Annotated in this window: 16 protein-coding genes; all 16 read right to left on the bottom strand. The window is 51.6% G+C overall.

What is annotated here, in order from left to right; translation table 11 throughout:
* Positions 1 to 26: 26 nt before the first annotated feature.
* Positions 27 to 1,862: a hypothetical protein gene (locus HB364_RS13870; RefSeq protein WP_167288571.1), complete on the bottom strand. Its 1,836-nt coding sequence runs from the start codon at positions 1,860 to 1,862 to the stop codon at positions 27 to 29.
* 165 nt (positions 1,863 to 2,027) lie between these two features.
* Positions 2,028 to 4,013 (bottom strand): hypothetical protein, encoded by a 1,986-nt coding sequence (locus HB364_RS13865; protein WP_167288569.1) that lies wholly within the window; start codon positions 4,011 to 4,013, stop codon positions 2,028 to 2,030.
* A 69-nt stretch (positions 4,014 to 4,082) separates the two neighbouring features.
* Complete coding sequence (locus HB364_RS13860; protein WP_167288567.1) at positions 4,083 to 6,056, bottom strand: hypothetical protein; 1,974 nt, start codon at positions 6,054 to 6,056, stop codon at positions 4,083 to 4,085.
* Between the two features lie 44 nt (positions 6,057 to 6,100).
* Entirely contained in the window at positions 6,101 to 8,119 is a 2,019-nt protein-coding gene (locus HB364_RS13855) for a hypothetical protein (RefSeq protein WP_167288566.1), read from the bottom strand.
* 43 nt (positions 8,120 to 8,162) lie between these two features.
* On the bottom strand, positions 8,163 to 10,169 hold the full coding sequence (locus tag HB364_RS13850) for a hypothetical protein (protein ID WP_167288564.1): 2,007 nt from the start codon (positions 10,167 to 10,169) through the stop codon (positions 8,163 to 8,165).
* A 92-nt stretch (positions 10,170 to 10,261) separates the two neighbouring features.
* Positions 10,262 to 12,310, bottom strand: coding sequence for a hypothetical protein (locus HB364_RS13845; protein WP_167288563.1), 2,049 nt, complete (start codon positions 12,308 to 12,310; stop codon positions 10,262 to 10,264).
* Between the two features lie 84 nt (positions 12,311 to 12,394).
* Positions 12,395 to 14,551: a hypothetical protein gene (locus HB364_RS13840; RefSeq protein WP_167288562.1), complete on the bottom strand. Its 2,157-nt coding sequence runs from the start codon at positions 14,549 to 14,551 to the stop codon at positions 12,395 to 12,397.
* 18 nt (positions 14,552 to 14,569) lie between these two features.
* Complete coding sequence (locus tag HB364_RS13835) at positions 14,570 to 16,585, bottom strand: hypothetical protein (RefSeq protein ID WP_167288561.1); 2,016 nt, start codon at positions 16,583 to 16,585, stop codon at positions 14,570 to 14,572.
* A 79-nt stretch (positions 16,586 to 16,664) separates the two neighbouring features.
* Positions 16,665 to 17,222: a hypothetical protein gene (locus HB364_RS13830; RefSeq protein ID WP_167288560.1), complete on the bottom strand. Its 558-nt coding sequence runs from the start codon at positions 17,220 to 17,222 to the stop codon at positions 16,665 to 16,667.
* A 48-nt stretch (positions 17,223 to 17,270) separates the two neighbouring features.
* The gene (locus tag HB364_RS13825) at positions 17,271 to 18,518 is read right to left on the bottom strand and encodes a hypothetical protein (RefSeq protein ID WP_167288559.1); all 1,248 of its coding nucleotides are present in this window, start codon (positions 18,516 to 18,518) and stop codon (positions 17,271 to 17,273) included.
* 26 nt (positions 18,519 to 18,544) lie between these two features.
* Positions 18,545 to 19,330, bottom strand: a complete 786-nt coding sequence (locus tag HB364_RS13820) for a hypothetical protein (RefSeq protein ID WP_167288558.1) — start codon at positions 19,328 to 19,330, stop codon at positions 18,545 to 18,547.
* Positions 19,331 to 19,435: 105 nt separating this feature from the next.
* Positions 19,436 to 20,317 (bottom strand): conjugative transposon protein TraN, encoded by an 882-nt coding sequence (gene traN, locus HB364_RS13815; protein ID WP_167288557.1) that lies wholly within the window; start codon positions 20,315 to 20,317, stop codon positions 19,436 to 19,438.
* Positions 20,318 to 20,342: 25 nt separating this feature from the next.
* Entirely contained in the window at positions 20,343 to 21,683 is a 1,341-nt protein-coding gene (gene traM / locus HB364_RS13810) for a conjugative transposon protein TraM (protein ID WP_167288556.1), read from the bottom strand.
* Complete coding sequence (locus HB364_RS13805) at positions 21,680 to 22,177, bottom strand: hypothetical protein (protein WP_167288555.1); 498 nt, start codon at positions 22,175 to 22,177, stop codon at positions 21,680 to 21,682. The genes traM and HB364_RS13805 overlap by 4 nt, the downstream gene beginning before the upstream one ends.
* A gap of 3 nt (positions 22,178 to 22,180) precedes the next feature.
* Complete coding sequence (gene traK, locus HB364_RS13800; protein WP_167288554.1) at positions 22,181 to 22,795, bottom strand: conjugative transposon protein TraK; 615 nt, start codon at positions 22,793 to 22,795, stop codon at positions 22,181 to 22,183.
* 69 nt (positions 22,796 to 22,864) lie between these two features.
* On the bottom strand, positions 22,865 to 24,022 hold the full coding sequence (gene traJ, locus HB364_RS13795; RefSeq protein ID WP_167288553.1) for a conjugative transposon protein TraJ: 1,158 nt from the start codon (positions 24,020 to 24,022) through the stop codon (positions 22,865 to 22,867).
* Position 24,023: the final 1 nt, after the last annotated feature.

Here is a 24,023-nt window from a genome sequence, read left to right as displayed (position 1 = left end):
AGTATGGGAAGGTTTACGTATATGCATTAAGGTGATGGCCCTTTCTGCTGTTGCTGGGAGCTGGGCGGGTCAGGTGCGATATTACGGGGCCGGTGGGCAGCAGCAGAAGTGAGTGGATACGGCGTGTCTTGACCCGTGCCACTTTCGATGAATTGGCGAAGGTGAGCTGAGGCATCTTCCGGGTTATAGAAATAAGCCACTTTCCCCGGATCATCTTTACTCAGGTGGGATTTTAACACCACATGACGATCGGGCCCTTCCAGGACTTCGGCGATTACCAAACGCAGATCGTATGGGGCCAGTGCAGGTGCTTTACCGGTATACAGGTCATTGGGGAGGCTAAAAAATTCCACAAGTGCAACTGCTGTAGCCGGGCAGGTCCTCTGGGAGAAAAACTGTTGAACTGGTTGGCCTGGCGTCCGAAGCTCCCATCGTAGTCGAAGGCTATAGGGTTCGGTAACATCTGGAGGTGGGATGGTCGCGGCCTTGTCGGGGTGGCGTTGCAGCAGCTCATCGATGAAAATGGCTTTTTGCAATAGTTGAAATTTAAGATAACCCAGCGTAGAACGAAGTTCACCTGCATCGTACTGACCGATTTGAAAATAAACCATCTCCCCTCTTTCCACATTCCAGTTGGGAGAATCCTGCATGAGTTGGTTAGAGCAGAGGGGCATCAAGGCAGGGTGTTGCAAATAGTCCTGACGAATGGCCAGGTAAAGGCCGGGTGTTTCACATTTTGCGGGCTGTTCGTTGGTATATTCAGCGATGATATGACCGTCACGATCGGTGATGGCCCCGCTGAGCACCTGGCTATCCAAATTGTAACTGATCACCAGGCCGGGGTCATGTTGGTTAACAGGGTGATCGATAAGTTCAGCGAAGGCCGCCGAAAATTCGTCCGTGTGCAGGTGAAAGATGGCTTCTCGTGTTTTGGATGCCGGGTCATCCTCCTTTTGACGGAAGAGGTGCAACTTTTTGCACACATAGTCTGTGCGGTGGGCCGCTTGCGGCGAGAGAATTCCAAGGGTTGCGATAAAGGATTGCAGATTCCGGGTGGACTGCAGAATATAGTTTTCGTCCAGGACCCATTCGTCCAACTGCACATGGCTAAAGTCAATATTGCGCCTCATCCGTGTCTGAAAGGTCGGGCTAACAAGTGGTTCGGGTATAGGAGGAAAAACATCCAGAAATCGGCCCGTGAGTGGCAGCGGGGTTCCCTGGGAGAGACCCGGTGGAGGGACCAGGGTAATTTCGGCGATAATGGCGGGTGTAGTAGCAATGGTGGTAAGGAGTCCTTTTTCAAAATAAAAAGGCGCCCCACTACTAACGGCATGTGCCATATCAAAATTTACGGTTGGTTCGGCGATCAGTTTGGAAAAGGCGGCAGCAAGGCTATCGTAAAAATGATAATGTTGAAGGTTGGGATAAATGAGCGCATCGCCCTGCACGTATGCCTTATCAAGCTGGGTGCCTTCAAAAGCCGTGCAGTATTTCCCGGGTTCCACAACCGCGTCAGGGTGGATACAGCCATGCAGGGTAGTCTCAAAGAGGGCATTATATTCACCAGTGGGGACCAGGCAGTTGTCCTGTTTGCTGTACAGCATCAGGGGGATGGTTTGGGGTTCGATGGGGTTGGGCCTTGTAGGGTCGGCGGGTTTTCCATCCGGAAGAATGGGAGGTGCACCAGGCGTAAATACCAGGCTCACGGCGATCTCCCCACCGGTTGTCAGGATGGTGTTATTAATAATCGAGGCAACGGACTGTCCGTTGTGCAGGTCGATGATGCTCATCTTGTCGATATAATGGTCTAATCCATAGGGGCCGGCGGTGGCGGGGTGATACTGGTCCATGGGCAGTAGCAATAGTGCTTTAAGTGCATGTTGGATACTGGGGCAGGGCTGAATAATCGGCGCTTTCGGGACAGGGTGGGTGCCTCGCCCGGAGTGGGTGAAGGTGATGGCAACCAGGTATTGAAATAATGTTGTTGACATGATCATGTAAGTTTGCTGCCAAAGGCTACCCTATGATTATAGCCCGCGGCTCTTTTTTTCAGGATTTGGTGAGATGAAAATTCGCTGTTGAGGGCCCGGTGGAAGGCCGAGGGTTTTGACCTGGAAGGTAGCCTGACCGGCCAATTTTTGTTCAAAGGCGATAAATGCTTCCAGGAAGGCAGCGTCCATCAGGTGCCGATTGGCTATGTAATGATATTGCTGCCCCTTTTCAATGATTGGCTGTTTGGCCATGATGACCTGTTGGGATGAACTGGATAACAGGTCTACTGTCACCAATTGCAACGGTACGCCTTCTTGTGCCTGCATGTAAGATTGAAACAATACCAGTGGCATCAGGTCCAGTGCATCCAATCCCTGTTGCGGTGTGTCGACAGGAATGCGAAAGGAAAAATGGTCGATACTGGCTTGCCCTGCGTGTTGCAAGGCCCATTCCATCCGCAGTTGGTAGGGACTGGCAGGAAGTAGGGCACTGTCCGCAATCCTCATTTTTTCCGGACACTGCCGGATAAGACCATCCAGATGATGGATGAGCAGTAGTTGCACAAATTTGGAATAGCCGGTAGTGGCCAAGAGTTTATTGTCACGGTAATAGGCCACCTGCATGTACGACATGGCATGGTCCATGAGCACTTGTTGCTGGCTGCCCTGGCTGAGTTGACCAGGGTCGAGTTTAATCACGGCTGGTTCCCGGAGCAACTGCGCATCCCATCCTACATATATGCCAGGCTCGGCACCTGGGAGGTTGGAAGGTGCCGGCCCCATATAGGCCAGTTGATTACCCTTGGCGTCATAAATGCCGTTGTGAATAGTATAGCTATCCAGTTTTTTTGCTTTCACAAGGGCTTCATCGTAACTCTCTGGCATTCGCACCATCATTTGAAATAAGGCGGGCAGCAGGTCCTGGCAGTAAAAAAACACGGAATGCTCCGCCACTCTGGGAGCCTGGTGGGTGCCGATAGATGGATGGGTTATCCTTTTGCGGTAGATGCTCGTAAAAGGAAAAGCAGTGCGCAGGTCCGATGTAGTGTGGGGCAATTGCTGTAATACTCGATCAAAGTTTTCGCTGGGCCTGAGCAAATGATGCACGGGATCCCAACGATCCAGCCGGACGACCTGGTGGTGGCCGTAGGACAGAAATTCTTCTTTGCTAAATCCAAGTTTTTCAAGCAGGGGGATGAACCGGTTTTCAATCGCCAGCACGCGGCCTGTTTGGGCAGGATCTTGAGGACTCCAGACGAGTTTTGGACTGGTCGCTGTTTCTGCAATCTTTTTGTCTTTGTTGTTGGCAGAAGTAATAATCGCCTGCAAAAAATACCGGTCCAGGTTGGCATCAAAGGCAGAAGATTTATCAAAGTGGGCGGAGGGCGTTTTGAGCAGGTGTACCAGCGCCTCGTTTTCATCCATCCAGAAGTGATGTTCGGCCAGTGCCTGGTATTCGATGTTATCACCGACAGCGCTGGCCATGCTCAGGTCAAATCCATTAAATCGCAGCGTACAGGAATGTGGCATGATGCCGGAATCGCTGTGAATGATCATGTCCATAGTGGCTGTCACCAGTTCATCACAGGATTTGGTGGGACACAGATGTGTCTGGTCTTCTGATCGCACCGCCAGGGTAAAATATAACCGCTCTCCCATATCCCCCCCATGGAAATCGGCGCGGATCCCTTCGGCTGCCAGCACATCTCTCAGCTCACTTTTGATCAACAAAAATACATGGTCGCCAATATCGTCACCCGTTACAGGGGGATGGACCAGCAGCTGGGCCACCACCTCCACTTCCCTGAAATCCACGAGTCTGGCCGTTTTTAAAAACCGCGGGTAGCCATTAGTAATGGCCGTTTCAGGGTGGAGCTGATCGAGTGGTACCTTGAGCAATTCTTTGAGGCCATGCCAGATATCTGCGCATGTAACTGCATGGCTATCCACCTGGGCAGGGTCCTCCGGTGAGTGGGGTGAGGCAAACTCCATATAGAGCAGATATGGATGGTTGATCTGCATATGTGTTGAATTTTTAAAACGAACAGTAATGGTAATATCAACAATGGGGATAGCACCCTCCTGGCCAGCTCAGGGTCCGAGGCCCTGTGATGGACCTGGGGGCGTTGAGCGAAACATCCGTTCAATGCGGTCCAGCCTGGAGGCGGTCCTTATAGCCGCCTTCAAATGTTCACCACCAAATACTTCGGTAAATGCCGCCGTAACGATAGGGTCCTTGCTGTGAAGACTGTAATTAAATCGTGATTCGTCCAGCGGATGGCCGAACTTTCGTACAAGGGTTTGTTGTTCACCCTGCTGGCGTTGTACCAGGTTGGCACTGACCAGGCGCATAGGGATACCAAGATCCCCGAGTGGTTTGGGTGTAAATAATTCCGGGGCAAGACGGGCGATTTGGCGCAGGCTTGAGATTGGGTCCTGACTGGCTCGGACGATGGTAAAATGGTCGGTGAGATGGCCGGTATCTATCACCCAGGTTTGCGTGACAAGGTAGGGTGTATCATCTTCAAGGGTCTTGGAGGCAAACTTTTGCATCTCGGGCCGCTGTCCAAGTTGATCGATAAAATAGTGCGCCAGTGCGGTGGCAGAAAAGCCCTGATAACCGGGGCTGATGCGCAGGCCACCTTCTTCGGGATAGGCGATGGGAATGTATAGCAGGGCGCCATGTTGTTGAAAGGCAGCTCCCCCAGCGGCTAACTGGCCGGGATGAAGGTGACGGAAGGTTGGGTGAATCATCAGCTGGGGAGCAACGGCCAGGTATAGACCAGGTGCCATACGTTCAGTATCCGGTGGTTGGGATGTAATCGTCAGCACCATTGTTTTTTCTGAATCAATAATGCTGGCTTGCGTTATTTGAAAGCCGGTAGTATCAGGTTTTATTTCATCAAAGACCGCTACCGGATGAGAGATCATTTGAAAAAGGGCCAGCAGTGGGTCGTTAGTGTGGGTATGAATGATTTGTTCCACCAGTGCGTTATGCTGGCCCTCCCCCAGAGGCGCTGGAAGGGCAATGCGATGGCCGACGACAGCCTCATAGTCGAGTGTGGGGCCCTGTGGCCCAAATGCATACATTAAGCCAACGGTTGGGACCTGGAGATGTTCCAAAAGGGCAAGCGTGTCTGTTGCATGGCGGGAATACTGATCCAGTTGCAGCGTTTGGCGGTCCCCGATGGAATTAAAATAAGCAGGCTCGATGCCCAGTCGTTGGAGAACCTCAGCGATGGTAGGGCCGAATTCCAGGTATCTTCCTGGCACTGGGGTGTTAGGTGCGGATTGCTGATGAGCGGGTGGTTGAAGGTAGCAACTGGCCAAGGGTTTATCGGTGGCCGGGGGAAGAGGGGAAATCGTGGCATTATCGTAAAAGGTGAGGGCACCATTCTGGCGGCTTTGGGTATAGGAAAACCGGGAGGAGGGGGTTAGCAAGAGTTTTATCACGGCATGGGCCAGGGTTTCAAAATAATGATGTTCGGTAAACGCGGGCGCAAAATGGTGACCGTCGGGATCTGCATCAGCTTTGATCTTAAACCCTTCCAAGGTATATGCAAACTGGTGCGGAATGAGAGTAGCCGTTCCGGCGATCGACATATGGACGGCTGCGCTAAAGAGCTGCGAAAAAACCGGCGTAGGAACCATGTGCTCAGCATCGCGGTCCCACTTGAGAAAATCAAAGATGGCGGGTTGATCGAGGCTGGTGCGGTTGGATGGTTCTCCCAGTTGGGCTTTGAGTGCTGAAACTGGAATTCCTTCGACGATGACCAGGAGAATGCCGTCAAAGGCTGGTTGCTTGGGATGGGGCTCATGGAGAGTGTGGATTACGGGTGTACCATCCACCAGGTCCAGGATGTGGGCTTTTTTTACAAACCATGGTTGATCGTTGAGAATGGCGGCATCGGGATGAAATTGGTCCGGCGGGATTTTAAAGAGGTGCAGCAGTGCCTCATGCAGGGTGGCGGCGGACGCGGTCTGATAGTCCAGGGTATTATGCTCTGCGGTGTTGGCATCGCCGCATTCCACCAATAGCAGGTATCGATTGTGAAGTTCTAACATGATCTTAAACATTTAAAAATTGAAATGGCGGATAATCTGCTGGATTACAAACCGCGGCCCTGGCTTTCGCCTGGCCCATCTTTACCTCGTTGTATCCGGGGCCGGTGGCGGGTGTGTTGTTTGGCATGTTTATCCGGTGGGTCTTGTCCCTTTTGCTGCCCGGCACTACTCCCCCTTCCCAAAAAATGGTCATAGGCCGCCTGAATCCTGGGTGTCAGGTAATCCAGGAATTTTTCATGATAGATGCCGGGACCATCCATTTCACCGCTCTTAATTAAAATGGCCTTGTTATCCTGGTTAAAAAGGGTGATATCCACTATCCGGAATGGGGTGTCCTTTTGTAGTTGGCTGTGGCTGTCGAATAACTCATTGGATAGTTTTGAAATAGCCTGCATGGCCCGCTCCGGTGTGCCGAACCCCTGGAAATATGAAAAGCGCAAGGGTCCATCGGGTGCCGGGTTGCCCAGATATTCCCATTGCAGCTGCACCTTGTAGGCCATGTTTGCCGGAAGAGTATTGGGTATCGTTTTATATAAAGCCGGATCGATGTCTGCTTGTAGGGCAATCTGGCGGTGCGTGGCAGAGACAAAAAAGCGGTCATAAAGAGGCATCTCTACAAGGTTTCCAAGCCTATTGTACCTGGCTACCTGCAGGTAAACATAATCGCCTTTCTGGTTGCCGCGAAGCCGTTCCGCCTGGGCCACCATGTGCGGTTCCATCATTGCAAATGCAGGGTCGCCCACGAGGTCTTTATGCACCCCCATATAAACGCCTCTTTTCAAATCAGGCCCGTCCTGGGCCACGTGCCGGAAATGCATAAGCTCCTTGCCGGCGGGATCGGACAGGTAGGCGCTGGTAATGTGATGGGCCAGATTTTTCTCAGTCACCAGGTTAAGGTCAAATTCACGGAAGTCTTGGATCAGCATCTGAGCCAGGGCGGTAGCCAGATTATTGGAATGGCTATGTAATTCGTTATCGGCCACCGAGACCTTTCCGTTGTCCAGCTCGGGCAGGTGCATCTGGGGAGTGCTTCGGATATAGCTGAGATAGGTCTGATCTACCTGCTGAAGGTTTAATTGTGCTTCCAGGTGTTCGGTGATCCTTTCGGAGAGTTCGGTTTTCACCAGTGCAGGGATGATAGCGGTATTCCAGTAATCTAGCTTAAGCAGGGTAGCGCCGAAGTTCGGAATATGGTCGGGGTCGTAGGGGAAGCCTATTTTATCCAATAAGGATGCCCATCCTTCAGGGCAGGCGAGATAACGGCCGGCGTCCCTGTAGGTATGATCGTCATCCAATGTAGGCGGTTGAATGGTGTGAGTGGCAGCGGTATATTCCTCCGATGAGATGTTACCTGCACACGCGGCGATAAAATAATAAGGAGCATCCTGTCTGGCCGATCCTGCGATGTCAAAAAACAGCGGCGGCGTCAGCAGCAATTTGGCTAACGCATCCTTTTCTGTAGGATAAAAATGCTTAATGCTTATACCTTTTTGTTGATAGCCGGTTTCCCGGACCGATGACTCGTTTAAACTGATGCCATCAAAGCGGGTCAGGAATTGACAGGGGAATAGCGCTGCTTCCAGGTGGTAGACATCATGGAAGGCAGATGCAGCCAGGTGGCGGTAGATGGTCATCGGATATAGGAACTGGCCCACTGGTTCCAGGGCCAGCAGAGGCAGCAGTTTGGTTCCCTGCCGATGGAGTATTTCCTGGGATACCTGCGTCATTCTGGAGATGGCAGCAGTGGCCTGGCCGGGTTCTATAGCCAAATAAACAGCAATATCTGCCAATACAGGCATGTCATTGTTCATCCGCAGGAAGGTGATCACATGCTCACCATTTTTCATATCCATGATCCTTGCCTGATGGATAAAGTAGTCCATACCCATTTGTTTGGCAGAAGCCGGATGGAAGCTGTCCATCGGTTGGGTCAGCAGGTCTACCAAAGCTTGTTCCAGCGTAGGTCGGGCACTGATAAGGGGTGGCTGCCCTTGGCTTTGTATCTCCGTGTTGACCGGGAGGTATTCGATACGCAGCAGATAACGGTCATTGTTAATGGTCATAATCCATGGGTTTAAAAACAGAAATCGGATAATCGGCATGTAGCTAAAGGCCTTGACCTTTGCCAGGCTCCTGTCGGGCAAACACACGGAGGTGAAGGCCTTCTACGGATGGAGTGAGTTTAGTTTGGTGCCGGTAGGTGTGGTAATGATCGCTAGAGGCCGTCTCTATCCGTTCAAGACTTGGCTGTCCGGATGGCAGAGCCAGGGCTTTGGCACTGTCTGCGTTATAATGGATATAATACCCCTCAGGTACTGAGCCTATCGCCATAGGCAGGTAATACCGGATGGCCATCATTTGAGGATCACCCCCATCGAAAAGATGGGCATTTAACAGGTGAGGTACACCGGGATGATCAGGGTCAGGACAAAACCACTTCGGATCAATGGCCAGCAGAAATTGATGCGCATCTTCCAGGGAATGTCGCACAATATGGGTGACCGTCCCTGACCCAGGGGGCTGATTGCCATGTTGCCATTGTAAGGCTATAAAAGGTTTGGTGGGCGTTTCCGGCATGAGAATAGGCTGATGCACCTGCATGGCATGGTCCAGCATCGATATGGGTTGTTGCAGCAGTCCCTTCAAAAAGTTCAGGTTGTCATGGGCATGTTCAAAAACGCCTTCGGCGTTAAAATGACCCATCCGCAGGTGTACGGCCTCGCCGCTGGTATGGATGTCGTCCGTGCGCGGCGGGTGATGGGCGGCTGCCACGATTGTAGCCAGGGCGCCTTCCAGGACAAGTATCACCTGGTGAAGTCCCTGTTCGGGGCCGGGTATTTTTTGCAGGTGGGCCAGGACGGCACCGGCACTGTCCTGTACTCCAGCGCCTTGCAGCGACATTTTATGCGGGCTGTTGGGATTGGATGTACAGAAAAGTGCAAAATCCAGGCTCAGCAGTTGCAGCAAGGCCAGCGAAGGTCGGTCGTAATGAAAGAATGCGGTGGCGTGTTTAAAAGGCTGCAAGGTGTCCGGGCCTTCCCTGAATTCATAAGTGCTGATGGCAGTGTAGGTGGGAGCGGGGTGGTGGGTCTCGGCGCTGCGGTTAAGCTGTTGTTGCTGCATTAACTGCAGCAGGCCATCCCCAGGTTCCAGGCTATAGCCAAAGTTATAGTGATAGGATGCCAGCAGTAAATGGCCACTGCTGGTGTCACAGTGAGTAATACGGCTAAAGGGGATACCAGTGGTTTTCTCCAGAGTGTGCAGATCGGGATAGGCCAGCAGGTAAATGCCGGCGGTGGGATATTTGTCATTGTCATCCCCAATGCGGACCACCTGGATGGAGCCGGTCAGTTGCTGGTCAACCCCGAGCGTGTAGACATGCTGGTGATGTTTTTGTTGTTGCTGGTCGGCGACATAACCATCGAGGCTCAGGAGATTGGTGTCCAGCAGGGCCTGAACTGGCCTTTGGGCGTTATCAAAGTAATGATGCTCCACATATTTGGCGTGTTGGACAAATTTTCCTTCCTGGCTTTTGCGGCTCCGGTACTGCCCCTTGATAACCAGCTGATGGTCCATGCCGTTGGTAACCGACTGCAGCATTTGCAGGTACTCGGTGGCGTAGTTGCGAAGTTTTTCATAATGCTCCAGCAAGACTAAGCCCCGTTGATGTCTATCCAGGTAGGCCAGTGGCATATTAAACGGGAAGGCCGTTTTGATGGCCGCAGGCATCGGCTGACCAAGTGTAGTATAGATTTGCTCGTTTGATAATAAATCAGAGTACAAATAAATGCCAGGGGTAATCTTATGTGAATTATCACTATGCGGATGGTGATATATCAGAGTAGCATAGTCGTTATAGTTATCAGGGGTACGCACGTAGGCGCGAAGCGAATGGTCCAGCCCGGAAAACCTCGCCACATTGGGGTCGATATGTCGAAGGTCTGTCTCCAGGAGTTGGCACAGCGCATGTTTAAGATGAAAGTAGGCGCGCATGGTTGTCGTTTCTCTTTCAGTGACCATGTCGGTGGTAATTGTGGTCAAATTAAATTGCAGGTAATCGAAGGTGCCGGGGCCCGGAGGATTATTAGCCGTAATGGGTAGTGGATGGTACATAAAAATAATTGAGGGTGGTGTTGATAAAGTAGGCCGTGGTGTGGGGAGTGATGGCGCGAATTTGCTCGGGATTTCAGGCCGGTTGCCCGGTTTTATAATTTCGGACCTGGGCTGTCTGGATCTGGCGGTGGGCCCATCACACGGGGATGACGCGCGGGTGCAGGCAATGTAAGCGGTGGAGACAGCATATATGTAACCGTATGTGGGTTGGCAGGAATCAGCACCATGTCGAGGTGCTGCTGGGCCAGTGCCAGTTTTTCACCCAGTGGGTGGGCCAAATTATAGGTGATGAAATGGCCGGGTAGTTCATCCGTCCTCTCCCCCGACTGGTAATAGCGGGAGGCAATTTCCGCTTTGGCCTCCCCATGCAGCAGGCGGGCACGCTCCAGCCAGATGGTATCTGGCCAAAGTTCGGCCACTTGGATTATTTCCTTGTCCAGCGCAAGCAGGACCTGATGGGCGCTATCCAGTCCTGTTACTGTTAGTTCCTCAGGTGGAGGTTGGGATTCATGCTGTGAAGAAATGGGAAGACGCCATTGAAGCTCGATGGTAAATTTATCCGAAGGATTACTCTGGGACTTGGTGGCAACATTGGTCACTTCTGGGACCATCGCTATTTGTTCGGGTAACGCGCATATGCGTTCCATCGCGTTTAGAATGTGGTTATGGAGAACGTTAATTCCGGTTGGATCCCGATGGCCAAGGACAAAATAAAATTCTCCATCCTGGCCGCCCTTCAGGGGTTGGCTGCTGCCTTCAAGTGCGGCAATGGCCGAGATGACATCCGGGGGCAATTGGCCTGGACGGTGGAAATGTAACAGGATCACGCCACTTTCCGTGTGTGATGGATGGTGGGCAACCCTGCGAAGCGAGACGATGGGACCGGGTTGGTCATCATAGATGCCAGCAGCAGAGAGGTTATATCCCAACATCTGCCGCGGTTGAGGCGTGTCTGACAGCAGCGCGTAATCAGTATGTAATAACCATTGTAGGGCTTTGCGGATATCAGAAAAATGGTAATGTTCGTTGACAAGACCATAGCGTTGTTGCAAATAACGGTCATCATCTGATAAATAAAAAAGCCCAACGGTGTAGGGACTGTTCGGAAGAGAGTTGCCACTCACATCAAAATGGAATTGGGCCTCCCCTTCACCTGTATGTTTGTTAAAGGCCATGCGATAGCCCTGATTATAGTGATAGGCGGCAAGTAACAGTTCAGCGTCACTACCCATATTTTCCACAGGAGTATGAAATCGCAGCTGCGCGATGGTTTCCAGGGTAGCGATATCAGGATGAGCTTGCAGGTAAATGCCGGCAAAGGGCGGGCCGCTGATTGCCTGATCAATTGGTATAACCTTAATGCGTGCAAGGCAACAGTTGTTATTGTCTTTGACAAATGCGTGATGGTGAATGTCGGCTACGGTGTTCGAAACACAAAACGGGTCATATAAATACAGGTTGGTGCTGAGTAACGCTTTCACAGGTTCATGCAGGTTATCATAGTAATGTTTTAAAAGGTGATAGGGCTTGGAGTATGGATCATGCGGGGCAGCATCTGTTGGCCTGACCTCCCCTTTAAAAACGAGTTGATGGGTGAAGGATGTTCGTTGCTGATGTAATTGCTGACGGTAGATCTGGGCAAAATGGTAAAGGTCCAGGTATTCACGCGTCACTTCTATGGCGGTATAATTGGGATGATAAGAGGCCAGTGGAATCAAATAAGGTTTTTCCAGGGTATCAGCATCCGGGAAAGGCATACCGGTGATCTGGCGAACCTGGTCAAGACCTCCTAAATATCGGCTGATAAAGAGGTAGATGCCTGGTGCTGCTTCGAATTCATACGGCAGACCGGGCCGGATGGCCACCAGGGATGCCCTTTTGAGATCTCCCGCGTCTTTGATGTCAACACGCTGGTAGCGGCGCAATTTGGTGAAGTTGGCAGTGTTGGGATCCAGTGAAGCCAGCGGTGTCTGCAACAGCTCACACAGGCATTCCTTCAAAGTAAAATAAGCGAACCTGGTTGCGCTGGTCTCGGTGCCGCTGGCGGGGTCCAGTTGGGTACGCTGCAGGTGAAAAGGCAGGTAATCAATGGGCCCTTGTTTCAAAAGATCGGGTGGCGTGCTGATAAATTGATGGTCCATATTGCGGATTCGTTTAAGTGTGATGGTTATCTGTTTGCAGGTGGGCGATGCGAATCATTAAATGAAGAAAGTGGTCGGTCAACATCAAAGTTTAGGTCCGGGTGCCTGGCTGTTGCCGTCAGGGTCTGGTATTTTTCGTGGGTGTGGTTTGTGGGTGTCCGGTGCTTGCGCGGCATTTAGTGAAAACACCAGGTGGTGTTGTTCGCAGGCCGCCGTTAACAACGGCGGAAGTTCTGACATGGCCAAATGGATGGCTTTGGGATGACTTTCGTTGAAATGTAGACAATAACCCGGTGGCCTGTCGGAAGCCGTGTAGGTTTGATAAAAACGCGTGACCAGGAGATTTTCAGGAGATGGTTGGGTCCACACGACACTCGTGTTACCCTCGGCAACCGCAGGGATCGTGCCCTCATATAACCGGACGCGGGCCAGGTGGGCATTCCCATAACGACTGTTGCCGGGTTGAAAGGATTCAGGGTCCAGCAGCAGCAGCAGCGCATAGGCATTGGAGAGTCCCTTTATGGTCACCAGTTCCTGTTCGATGGAAGGCCCCTCTCCAGGTAATTGTTTAGCCTTATCAAAGCATAACGTAAAGTAATCGGATTCTGCGGAGGTGGAGGAGACAGCTCTTTGGGCGTGACGCTGATCGCCGTCCAGTGTTTTATCGGGCATTGGCCGGCCCAGCATTGCACAAATGGTACGCAGGTTTTGATGAATCGGTTCCATGACCTGGTCAGCCGTTAAACGCGCCACCGGAATGCAGAGATGTCGCTCCTCGTTTTGGGTTAACACATGGCTCCCTTCCAGCGTCGCCAAAGCTGAGCGGATGTCATTGGGCAGCTCAATATTTTGATGCAGTTGCAGGTAGATATGCCATGGCAGAGGCTCTGTCATGCCGGGAGGGGGTGGCTGTCGCATCAGTTCAAGGCTGGCCAGTGGGGTGGCATCCTTGCCGAAAACGATGGCCTGCAAAATATGATAGCCCACGGATTGGGCCATAGTGGATTGAAACAAGGTAAAGTCGGTTCCCAGCAATTTGGCGAGAGCCATCTCCAGCGTCTCATAGTGATAGTAGTCCGAGGCGATTCGGAATGGCTGTGCAGTGGGCGCAAATGGATCGAACTGATAAGTGGTCGTGGTAGTAAATGGGCTGTGCGGTACGGCGCCCATGTCCAGTTGACCTGTAAGGTAGTTGGATTTAAAACTTACGAGCGGGGATGCCACATGCAGGGAATATCGCTGTTGAAATTGGTAGTGGGCCAGTGCCAGCGTGGTTTGGCTGTCAACATAGTCTGACATAAATCGGAGGTCCAACTGCGCCTGTTGTTGAAATTTTACCAACTCATCCAAGCAGTGAAAATAAATGCCGGGGGTGAGTTGGGAAGTGGGCGATGGATTGAATCCGACTACCTCAATAGTAGCGATGACGTCCTCATTGGGATTGGTAACGTAGCCATGGTCATGTAGTGCGAGATAGCTGTTCCATTTGCAAAGGTGATCAAACTTAAAGGGATCAGTTAGTAACAACTTTTTTATCGGTTCATGTGGGTTGTTGTAATAGTGTTGTTCTACGTATTTGCTTCCCTTTCCGCTCATAGGCTGATGATCATTGCCCCGGTAGGTACCCTTATAGGTAAGTTGATGGGTAAACTCTTCCATGTCCCGCCGGGTTATCTCCAAAATGTCACTGGCATAGGTGGCCAATCTTTCATAAAAGGAGGTGGGAATGGCGGCTTTAAAATCGCTATGATAATGGGCCAGGCAGATCATGTGATCATCGGGAAGCGCCCCGCTGGGTGGGAAGGGAATGCCAGTCAATCGCCGCAACTCATCCATTGTATAGGATGTCTGGAGGTAAATACCGGGAGGCAGACCGTGATACTGTTTGTCATATAGTTTGACACAGATGTGGGTGGCCAGTGTGGCATTATTTTCAGCGCGAAGGATGCGCATGCTGTGATAATAGGTTTTCTTTTGGGAATCTACCAGGTCGGGGTCGACCAAGTCCGGTTTAGTCATCAGCATGGTGCACAGGGCCAGTTTTAGCGAGAAAAAACCTTCCAGGTTGTGGATGGGTTCTTTGTCCGGTTGGCGGGATCGCTGGATCCGTTCCAACCGGAACTGCAGGTAATCTATATTGCCCTCGCCTGCGAAGTCGCCATCAAAAATGCCTAAGAAATTATCCATAACAGTTATTAAAAATGAAGTGAAACCATGCGCCCTGTCGGCTTTTGTATCCATAAAAAAATATCCGGTAGCTTATAGCTTAATGCCGGGTCCGGTGTCTCGGCCTTCGTTGTCCATCAAGGTGCGCGGGTGGGTGGCTTGCAGGTGAACAGGTAAAATGACAGGTTGAGCATAGGTGGCCAAATGAATGCTGGAAGCAGCCTCCATCATCTTGGTGTGGCCATCAGCTGCCGGCTTTAATTGGGAACTGGCAGGATGGTCCAAATGGTATTGGAGGTAAAACCCTGCAGCCAATACCGGGTCGGAGGCCGGGTGGTAAAAACGAGAGACGATGGGCTGATCGGTATCGCTGTCCACCAGGCTGGCGCGTACGATATAGCGTTGTGGGCCGCCAGGGTTGGTGTGCAAAAACAATTGTGGATGCATCTGCTGCAGGTAGCGGTGGGCCACGTCCAGGTCGGGTTGGTGAATGCTGGTGGTGCTTGCGTTAGTGGGTGGGGCAGGCTCACTCCATTCCAGGTTAATATGATAGCTCCCCCCTGCACTGGTTGTCGATATAGGGGAATGGTCCGAGGCAATTTTGCGGGAAATTCGCTCCGTCATGGCCGAACTTAGGAAGGTTAATATTTCCTGCTGGTTAACCGGATGGGGAAGATATTGTCCCTCTCGGTTATAATGAGCAACAGGTATATGGAGGGCCATAGGTGGCCGCTGTACATCCAGGTGGCCGGTAAACAATAAAGTCATGGCCTGATAGATGGCAGGGGCCAGGTCTGCCATGGCCCCTTCGATGACAAGGTGCATTTGCGCATGTCCCTCGACATTGGCAGGCGCCAGTTGTAGGCTGGCCATGGGCCGTTGTTGTGAATCACATATTTCAGCGGAGGTGATGCTGTAAGGCGCATCCACCCTATGGCGTGGATCACCAAACAGGTGCAGGTCGGTCGTGACCAGTTTGAAAATTGCTTGTTCCAATAGCTGGTAATGATATTTGTCCCAGGCAGTAGAAACAGCTGGTTTTGCAGCAGTTTCCAGGTTGAAATCATAGGCAACCGTGAGGACGTAGGGGCTGTTGGGTTGTTGTTTTCCGTTATAGTGTTGGTCCTGCAGGTTGCGGGCCAGTTCCACGATGCCTTCATCGGGTACCAGCCGCAGGCCTCGGTTATACACGTATTCTGCCAGCAACAAAAAGGGAAGCCCCTCATCGTAGAAGTGGGCATTGTGCAGGCCGATTCCGGTATCGCGTTCCAGGTTTTGGATGTCTTCCTCCATATGAAGGTAAATCCCTGCAGTGGGCATGCCATCCAGCGCATCGTTAATCGGCATGACATTAATGGAGATGAGTTCTTGGGTACCAGGACGGTTGATGTAGGCATAATGATGAACAATTTCATATTCGTTATCGGCGCACTTATCGTCAAACAGCAGCGGATCTGTACTGAGCAGTTTTTTGACGGGCTCAAACAGATTGTCAAAGTAATGCCGCTGTACATAGAGATGTTCTCCAGCGGACGACGCTTGCATAAAGGCACCCTTAAACGTCAGGTGATAGTCCAGGCCGGCGTCCGCAGTTTGGGCGGCATTTAAAAATTGCCTGACATGTTCCTGGATACTTTCAAAATACACATTGGGAGACGTATCAGTAAAATCCTCATTATAGGTCCTAAGTGGGATTAGAAAATCGCTATCCATTTTTTGGGTGGATGGAAAGGGGATGCCCGTCATCTGTCGTAGTTCGTCCGCGCTGAAATCCGATTGCAGATAAATGCCGGGGGGAGCGGCTAGCTGGTCATTACCTGGAAGGATACCCACGATTTTTCCGTATAGGGTCCCATCGTTAACGGAGGTGATACTGCGGGAGCCATAATGTGTGAGACCCTTTTGCCGGGCTAGGCGTAATTCAACATTTTCGAGGTTACCGGCCAGCAATTTACAGAAGGCATGATGGAGTGAAAAAAACACAGATTGCTGACTGACCGCCTCACCCTCTCCGATGGGGATATTGGTTTCAGCGAGGATAAATCGCAGGTGCTGTGCAGGGCCCTGGCCGGGGAATTCACCGTTATCGAGCAAAATATTGTTTTCCATCTTCTTGGTATTACCATGTTTTAAAAAATGGGGGGCTGCCGTTTGTCGTTCAACTGGCGGGGCAATGATCGTCCGCACGTTAGGGTTTGATGCCCTGGTGGTGGCTGGGCGGCAAAAGCCTGTGCGGGTTTTTGGCCTGTCGGGCCTCCCGACTGCTGAGTTGTGCTTTAATGTTGGCGATGCGGGTGTGATGGGCTTGGCGCTGGTTGTTCTCGTTAATTGTTAGGAGCGGAATAAAAACGGGCCAGCGGCGGCCGGCAAAAACGGGATCACCCAGGCCTGTCCACTGTTGAAATAATCGTTTAGGCATGTTTGATATAATGCCCACTTTGAAGCAGCGCTGCCCGTCCAGCATCCAGATGTCATCGCTCAATCCAAGACTGACCTTGTAACCAGAGGGTATACACAGGATCTGGTTGCTGCCGATCAGGGCAGGTGCGTTTTTGGAAGTGGCCAGCCCAGGGCATAGCAGGGCCAGGCTGCTATCCAGCAACGCTAACAAGGCGCCGGACAGTGTCCCAAAGGGTTGCTGGAAAACAGCTGCGGGGTTCTGGTCGGATTCTGCCCCCTCATAGGGGCGGGTTCCGAGGACATAGTGTTCATGCATTGATGGGTCAGCAGTAGGAAGGCTGTTCATAAGCGTAAATATTTTTAAGAATTTGATTCGTTCTATTCACCTTGGTAATTAGGAGACGCCATGGCCTTTCCCTTTTCCATCCTGGACTATCCGCGCGTGCGGGTTACTGTTTTTTTTTTCGTGCGCCTCCCCTTCTTCCCCAGCACCGGCGGCTTTTTGTGTTGGCCGGTTGGCAACCCGGAAGGCATGGCCGTTAAAGGGTTGGTTTTGATGTTTTTCGGAACGTTCCTGGCGGGCGGCTTCGGTTAAGAACATCGCGTGGGGCAGGCGGTTTCCTTCATGGTCTTCGATGGTGATGGTTTTGGCGCGTGGGTTGGCATAAATGAAGACCGTTTCATACTTACTTTGATCGATAGGGGCCACTTCCACTTTGTTGCCTTTTTCCAGGGCTTTGGCCAGGTCATCGATCACCTTATCGCTATCAGTTCCCTTCCATCCAAAACGGGGTAGGACGGCGCGGATGTCAAAGCCATAATTGTCATCAATCCTTTCAAGGAGCCGGTTACCATGTTTGGTAGGGTTTTGCAGTTTCCCTTCCGGGTGATTGGCTTCCACATCTACATAGTCCAGCAGTAGCCAAACCCCGTAGGTTTTGCGTGCTTCTTTTGTGGCGCTCTCGCCTTCGGGAGATTGGACCGGAGCGGTTGCTGCTTCTTCCCCACCCTTTTTTTCGTGTACGCGATAGGTTTTATACACAGCGCGCTGGTGATCGATTTCATCGAGCAGGTTAAAGGCTTCCACGCGCGTAATACCCTGATCTGCTGGAAACCATTGCTTGCGAATGTCGTTGCCCATGAGTGCGGCAATACCCTGGTCTACTTCGGCCTTGCGATCGGCCTTGATTAAAGGTTCAAGCACTTCCTTATAAGCAAATGCCACTTTATAAAACAGGTCTTTGTTTTGGTGATAGAGTTTGGCCATGTCGGCTTTCACACCGACCTGATATTCCTCCAGCACCTTTTCAAACTGCCCCGCAGGATCGTTTTTGCCATGAAAAGGTTGTGGCGGTGCCGAGAGCCTTATTTCAAGGTCCTTGAGGTCCAGGCCATCCACTTTAAAGTTTGCCGGCATGTTCTTAATGATGATAGCTTCAAAGCCATTGTAAAATGCCTGTGTATCACCGATACGGGAGGACACTTTGTAAAACATGCGGTCCATGCCATGCACGTCCTGGCTTCGCAGGTCCAGTTGGGTGAGTCCCTGGGCAACCTGTTCCACAACCTGTTGGTTAAGGCGGGTACCAAATCCTGCGTATTTATGTTCGTTGTCCAGGTGATATTGTTGTTCGGGTGTCATAATCATTGCATTTTAAAGTGAGTAAATCAGCGGCGTGGGCCTTGGGATGGGTTATTGTTATTGGGTGGGTGGATGACGCGAACGCGGCGGTTGATATGTTGGGCACTGGATTGCCCGTTTTTTTGATCGGCGCGTAACTGCGGGCCTTGTCCTGGGCTTGCGGGCGACTGGGAAGGGTCGCCAGGCTGGGTGGGTCTTTGGCTGGGGCCAGGTAGTGGTGGCTGTTGTTGTTGTTCGGAGCTTTGCTGACCTGCTTGTTTTTGTTTGCCTGCCTGCTGTTGCCGCGGCTGGGGGGTGGGTGGCTGAGAGATGGTTTGGTTAGGATTTCCAGTGTCAGGTTTTTTACCAAGGATCCAGTCCAGGGTTTTGCCGGCACCTATCAGTGCGAGACCAGCAAGGGCTATGATTAACCGGGCGATATTAAAGAGAATTTGCACCAACCAGGGGGCTCGTTGCATCATATTGGCGCTGGATCCGGTGGCGCCGTTATAGAGAAAGTTGCCGAGTCCCTTGATGAGGCCATTTACTCCCCTGCCGGAAATTTTGCCTATATTTTTCAGCAGGTTGCCGGGGCTGTTAAGATGGACGCGTTTGTAAAATTCATCCCTGTCGGATTTGAGGGTCACCAGCGAGGCCCTTTCTGATGGACTCAAGGTGGCGGGATTTTTATACTTTTTCAACATCTCGTCCAGTAGTTGCAGTTGCCCTTTCAAATAACCAGGGCTGTTTGCCCTGTTTGGGTTTTGGGCGTATTCCTGTTGAAGGTTGGCCCAGAATGCATCGATATCGTTTTTAACTCTGTTGTCACTCATAACATAATGTTTTATGGGATGCTAAAAACCACTGGTGAGTGCTGTTGGCCAGAACTGGCGGAAGTGTTGCACCTTAAAAATCGCTTTGGCGCGTAACCGGAAGCTTTACTTGCTTACCAGTAGCGGTTTGGCCTTGAGGATATCATCGCCTTTAATTTTGAGCACCAAATGGCGGTCACCCTTTTTTTCAAACAGCTCAATCATAAAATATTTGCTGTCCGAAATGGTGAACTTTTCGAAGGCCAGCACCATGGAGAACCCTGCGTCACCCGCACCGATGACAGGCTTGCCTACAAAGCTGGTGGCCAGTGTCTTGACCTCTTTTACCATCTGAGAGGTACGTTTGGATTTTTTCCGGTCCCGCTGATAACAGCGAATGAAGTCCAGTTCATAGGGAATCGCTGAGCTATTGGCCAGGCTGAGATGAAAAAACAGCACGCCTTCCGATAAGAAGATGCCTTTGGTCCTGAGCTTCATGTCCCCGTTGGATTTACTGGTGGGGCGGCGGCGATGAGCAGGCAATTCGGTAATGTGAGTGGATGTACGGATAATGGAAGCTTCATTCATGCGGTCCGGAAGAAAGCGAACGCCACTGCTGGCCGCCTGACCGGGCAGCCCACTGAAATCATAAAAATCCTGACGGGGCGATGCGTTGTATTCTACCAGGAAGCGGTATACACGGCCATCACTGGTAAAAATGGTGAGGTTGGTGGGTAGCAGGCTGTCAGAGGCGGCTTTCACCTTGATGACGTTACCCACGCCATCTACTGTTTTAGCCAATACCTGAGCGCTGCCGCGGTCAACACCATTTTCGGCGATGGGTGCTGAAAATACCACTACGGTGGTACGCTGGGTGGACAGTTCCATGTGGGTAGTGATCACATCGCTGGCCCTGGTAATAAATGGGGTTTGGCCGCCGGCGCTGAGCTGGCTGGCCAGCACCAGGGCGGTTACAGAAATAATGCGGATAAACAAAATGGTGTGCATGTTGGAGGATGTTTTGGGTGATCAATTATTTATTGTTTTTAGTGCCGTCCCTGAGCAGGAGGGGGCAATCAGTTTTGACAGTTACTTTTACGAGTTTCACTTTTTTAGTGAGCAGTGTTTTAGCCGCGTCCAGGCCGGCGGCAGTGGCTTGCGCAGTCAGCGAGGGGTCCATGGTGGAAAGGCCGATGGCCTGGATAGCTTCATTGGTCCCCTGCTTGGCTGCATCGCGGGTGATAGAGCCGGGTATCCTGATGCCGGGGATGCCATCAAGGCCATAGGCCTCCAGGTCTACTGGAAACAGCAGCTGTCCATGCCGGATAATATTGAAGCTGACCTGTAACCGCTCTCCTGACAGAGAACATTTTCCGTGTAGGGATGTCCCTTTAGGTATTAGCTGACCTCGGACATACACGTCTTGATCCAGCCGGATTTCCAGGGAGGCGCCGTTGACCAGGGTTTGAGTGCCATGGACTACGGCTGCAATGGAAGGGACGGCATCAGTACCAGCCTGGGCCGGGTCACCCAGTTCATAAAAACCATCAACCTGCTGTGGCTTTGTGGAGACGGAATAACGTGTTGTGCTGGGATCTGTGGCTTGTAATAACGGATCTATCAATGAAGGCGTGGAAATGGCGGCCACGCGCATGCCTTTGTTCTCGCTGGTGGTTTGTTTCTCCAGCCGGTTTTTTACGCGGTCCGGGTGTTGAATGTCCAGAATTTTATCTAGCATGCCGCTCATCATACCCAGTTCCCGATCGGGCTGTCCGCCATCGGTGCCATCCTTGATGGCGGCCATCGCAGCATCCAGCTGTTTAAATACGGCATCGTTTTGCGGAGTGGGTTCGTCAGCCGGCTCGGCGGGTTCAGGTTGGTTGGAGGTATCATGTTGCAGCGAACAACGGAGCACGTTCAGCTTGCGTTCCAGTTCATCGGCGGGCTGTTCTGCCATTTCGGCCCGGTTGCCCCTGCGGCGGCGATTTTCGCTGGCACCTCCACTTGAGAAGGGGTTGGTCACGCGGCCATAGGGATCTATGTCTGCTGTTTGCTCATCGTGGACGGCCTCGCCAGGAATCGGCGGTGTTTCCATTTCAAAGAGATCAAGGCTCCCGCGATGTTGTTTTTGTTTGCTCGCTGAGTCTTTTTCATCGATCTCATAGAGTGAAAGTTTATCCTGGCGGGTGTCTTTGATTTTAGGAGAAGGCAGGTAGGTATTAAGCCCTTTGGGTTGCTCTGCCTGCTGTTTGTCCCCGGTACCCTTGCCGCCGCCGAGGGCGTGAAAAAAAAGGGCACAAAATGGTATCACCACCAGAGGTGCGGCCAATAATAATTTGGTTTTATTCGGCCTTTCGTTTGTCGGCTGTGTCATGGTGTTTGCGTTTTGTCAGGTGAAAAAATGTTGATGGGTGGTAGAGTGGGAAATATTTGTCGTTCGATATGGAGCAGAGAGTCCAGGAAGCCGGGCCTTCGTTGGTTAAACGCCTGCAGTTGTTGTCTGCCGGTATCTGTGGCCATCAGAGAGTCAAGGCGCTGACGCAGTGCCTGGAAGGTGAGGGTGTCCTGGCGGTTAAACTGCGGGCCGGTGTTGGGCAATACCCAGTGTTTGGGAATGGGCACGACATTGGCTTTCTGGTGCAGCGTGGTGGTGGTTGGGGACTTATCCACGAGGGCCACCAGGTTCAGGGCTGACAGGGCCCCGCAGGCCAGCACAACGAATAGGATCTGTTGCTGGCGTGACCAATGGGCTGTGCGCTTATTGAGTCCTGTAGCCCATCGATGCTGGACGGCTAAAAGTTTGCCCCCTATTTTTTCCACCAGCGGGGAGGGCCGCCGCTGCTCGCCGGTTTTCTTTCGTTTCCACATATGTTATCTGTTTTCGAGGTGGAGGTCCTTGTTTTCCAGGGTGGTCCATTTTTCGATTAAAAAGCCATGTGGGTTATCTTCAGTACGTTCGATGGTGCGAAGGAAGCCTTCGGTGATTATGGTTCGGGTAAGGATGGCGGTGGTGCGGATGATCCGTTGTTTACCAAAGTAGCGCCAGCGGTAGGGATAGCTGGCCATGGAAAAAGCAACGGAATCGCAGCTCACTTCCTGGCTGATGTTACCACGAATAATGCCACTGTAGTAGGCCTTCTCTTTCAGGTCATCATATTGTGCCTTGGCACTGCGGTCGGCCAGGCTCAGGGCTGCGCGAATATTAGCTTCAATGGCTTTGTCATCCGGGCTCAAGGTGAAAAACAGGGCATGAAAGGTTTTGACATGGTCTTTCGCCTCGACCGGAATGTTTTCGCGGCGGGTGGAACTGGTGGCCACAAGGGCTTTGCCGTCATTGATGATAAATATTCGTTCCGAAGCGTGCGATAGTTGATCGGTATAGCGGTATACGCCATAACCCAACAGGGCGGTGTATGCGATGATGAGCACCAGGGTAAAAAGCCGCACATGCTTAAAGGCCGAATCAATATTTTTAAGTTGTTGCATGACGTTCAATAATTTTCAATAGGTTTAAAAACACGAATGAAAAAAATGCACATTTTTTTGTCAGGGTCCCTACCCCAGTTTATCACCAAAGTACCCGGAGCCTACGCCATGGCCGCTTTCGCCTTTGGTCATGCGCAGGTTATTATTACCAAAGGCATCTGCCGCCATGCCGATACCGCCAGCGGCAGCCATGCCCAACGAGCTGACATTGCCGATAGTCATATTGGTAACTTTGGAGGTGAGGATGGAGCCGCCGCCGGTATTGATGATCAGGTTAGAGAGGTTGGGTACGGTAAAGAAGGCGACAATTCCGATAATCATAAACACTAAATACCCGATATCGGCCGTGGTAAAAAAGGTATCGCCGAATCGCTCCATTTGTTCCAGGTCGAGTTTGATCATGCCTTCCTGTATTTTTCCGAGCAGGGAACCCAGCACGTTAGCGATTGGCAGCCAGAGATAGAAGTTGATGTAGCGGGCCAGCCAGACAGTGAGGCTGTGTTGCAGGCCATCGAAAATGGAGAGTGCAAAGACGAAGGGTCCCAGCAATGCGCAAATAAGCAGGTTGAACGTACGGATGGTGTTAATACAAAGCGCGGCCGCTTCATAGAGCAACTGCAGTAAAAATGAAATGACGTCCTTAAACCAGCTTTTCAGGTTGTAATAAGCCCTGTCCATGGAAAATTCAATGTCGTTCCCGATGCCACCAAACAGGCCCTCATCGCCGATTTCTGTTCGGTGGGTGTAGTACATCCAGACATCACGATCTCCTTCCCCATCGTTTACGCCATACATTTTATAAGACTTGGTCTCTTCCAGTTCTTTTTGCCGTTGCACGATGAGTTTTTCGATGCTGGTGTTAGAGCTCTCCACCATGGCCCTGGTGGCTGCTACTGTGGGATATAACACGGCATTCATGAGGCTGATGACTTGCGGAAAAATCGAGATACAAAATCCTAGTGCAAAAGGGCGTAGCAAAGGGAAAAAATCGATCGCCTCCGCATTGGCGATATGTTTCCATACGCGATAGCCGATATAAAACACGGCGGCAAAACCTGCTATGACGCGACTGGCGTCCAGCAGTTCTTCGCTCATGACGAGCATTTCATCGAAGAGATCATCCAGCACGTCATGAAGGCTGTGGATCTCTTCTGGCACCCCCTGGGCCTGTGCCAGGCAGGGTAAAAGGATAGAAGTGGCCAAGGTGACGATTATACGTATTCGCATA

The sequence above is a fragment of the Paraflavitalea devenefica genome (genome assembly GCF_011759375.1).
Taxonomy (GTDB): Bacteria; Bacteroidota; Bacteroidia; order Chitinophagales; family Chitinophagaceae; genus Paraflavitalea; species Paraflavitalea devenefica.
The sequence above is the reverse complement of the archived record's forward strand: the minus strand, read 5'-3'. Positions and strand labels throughout refer to the sequence as shown.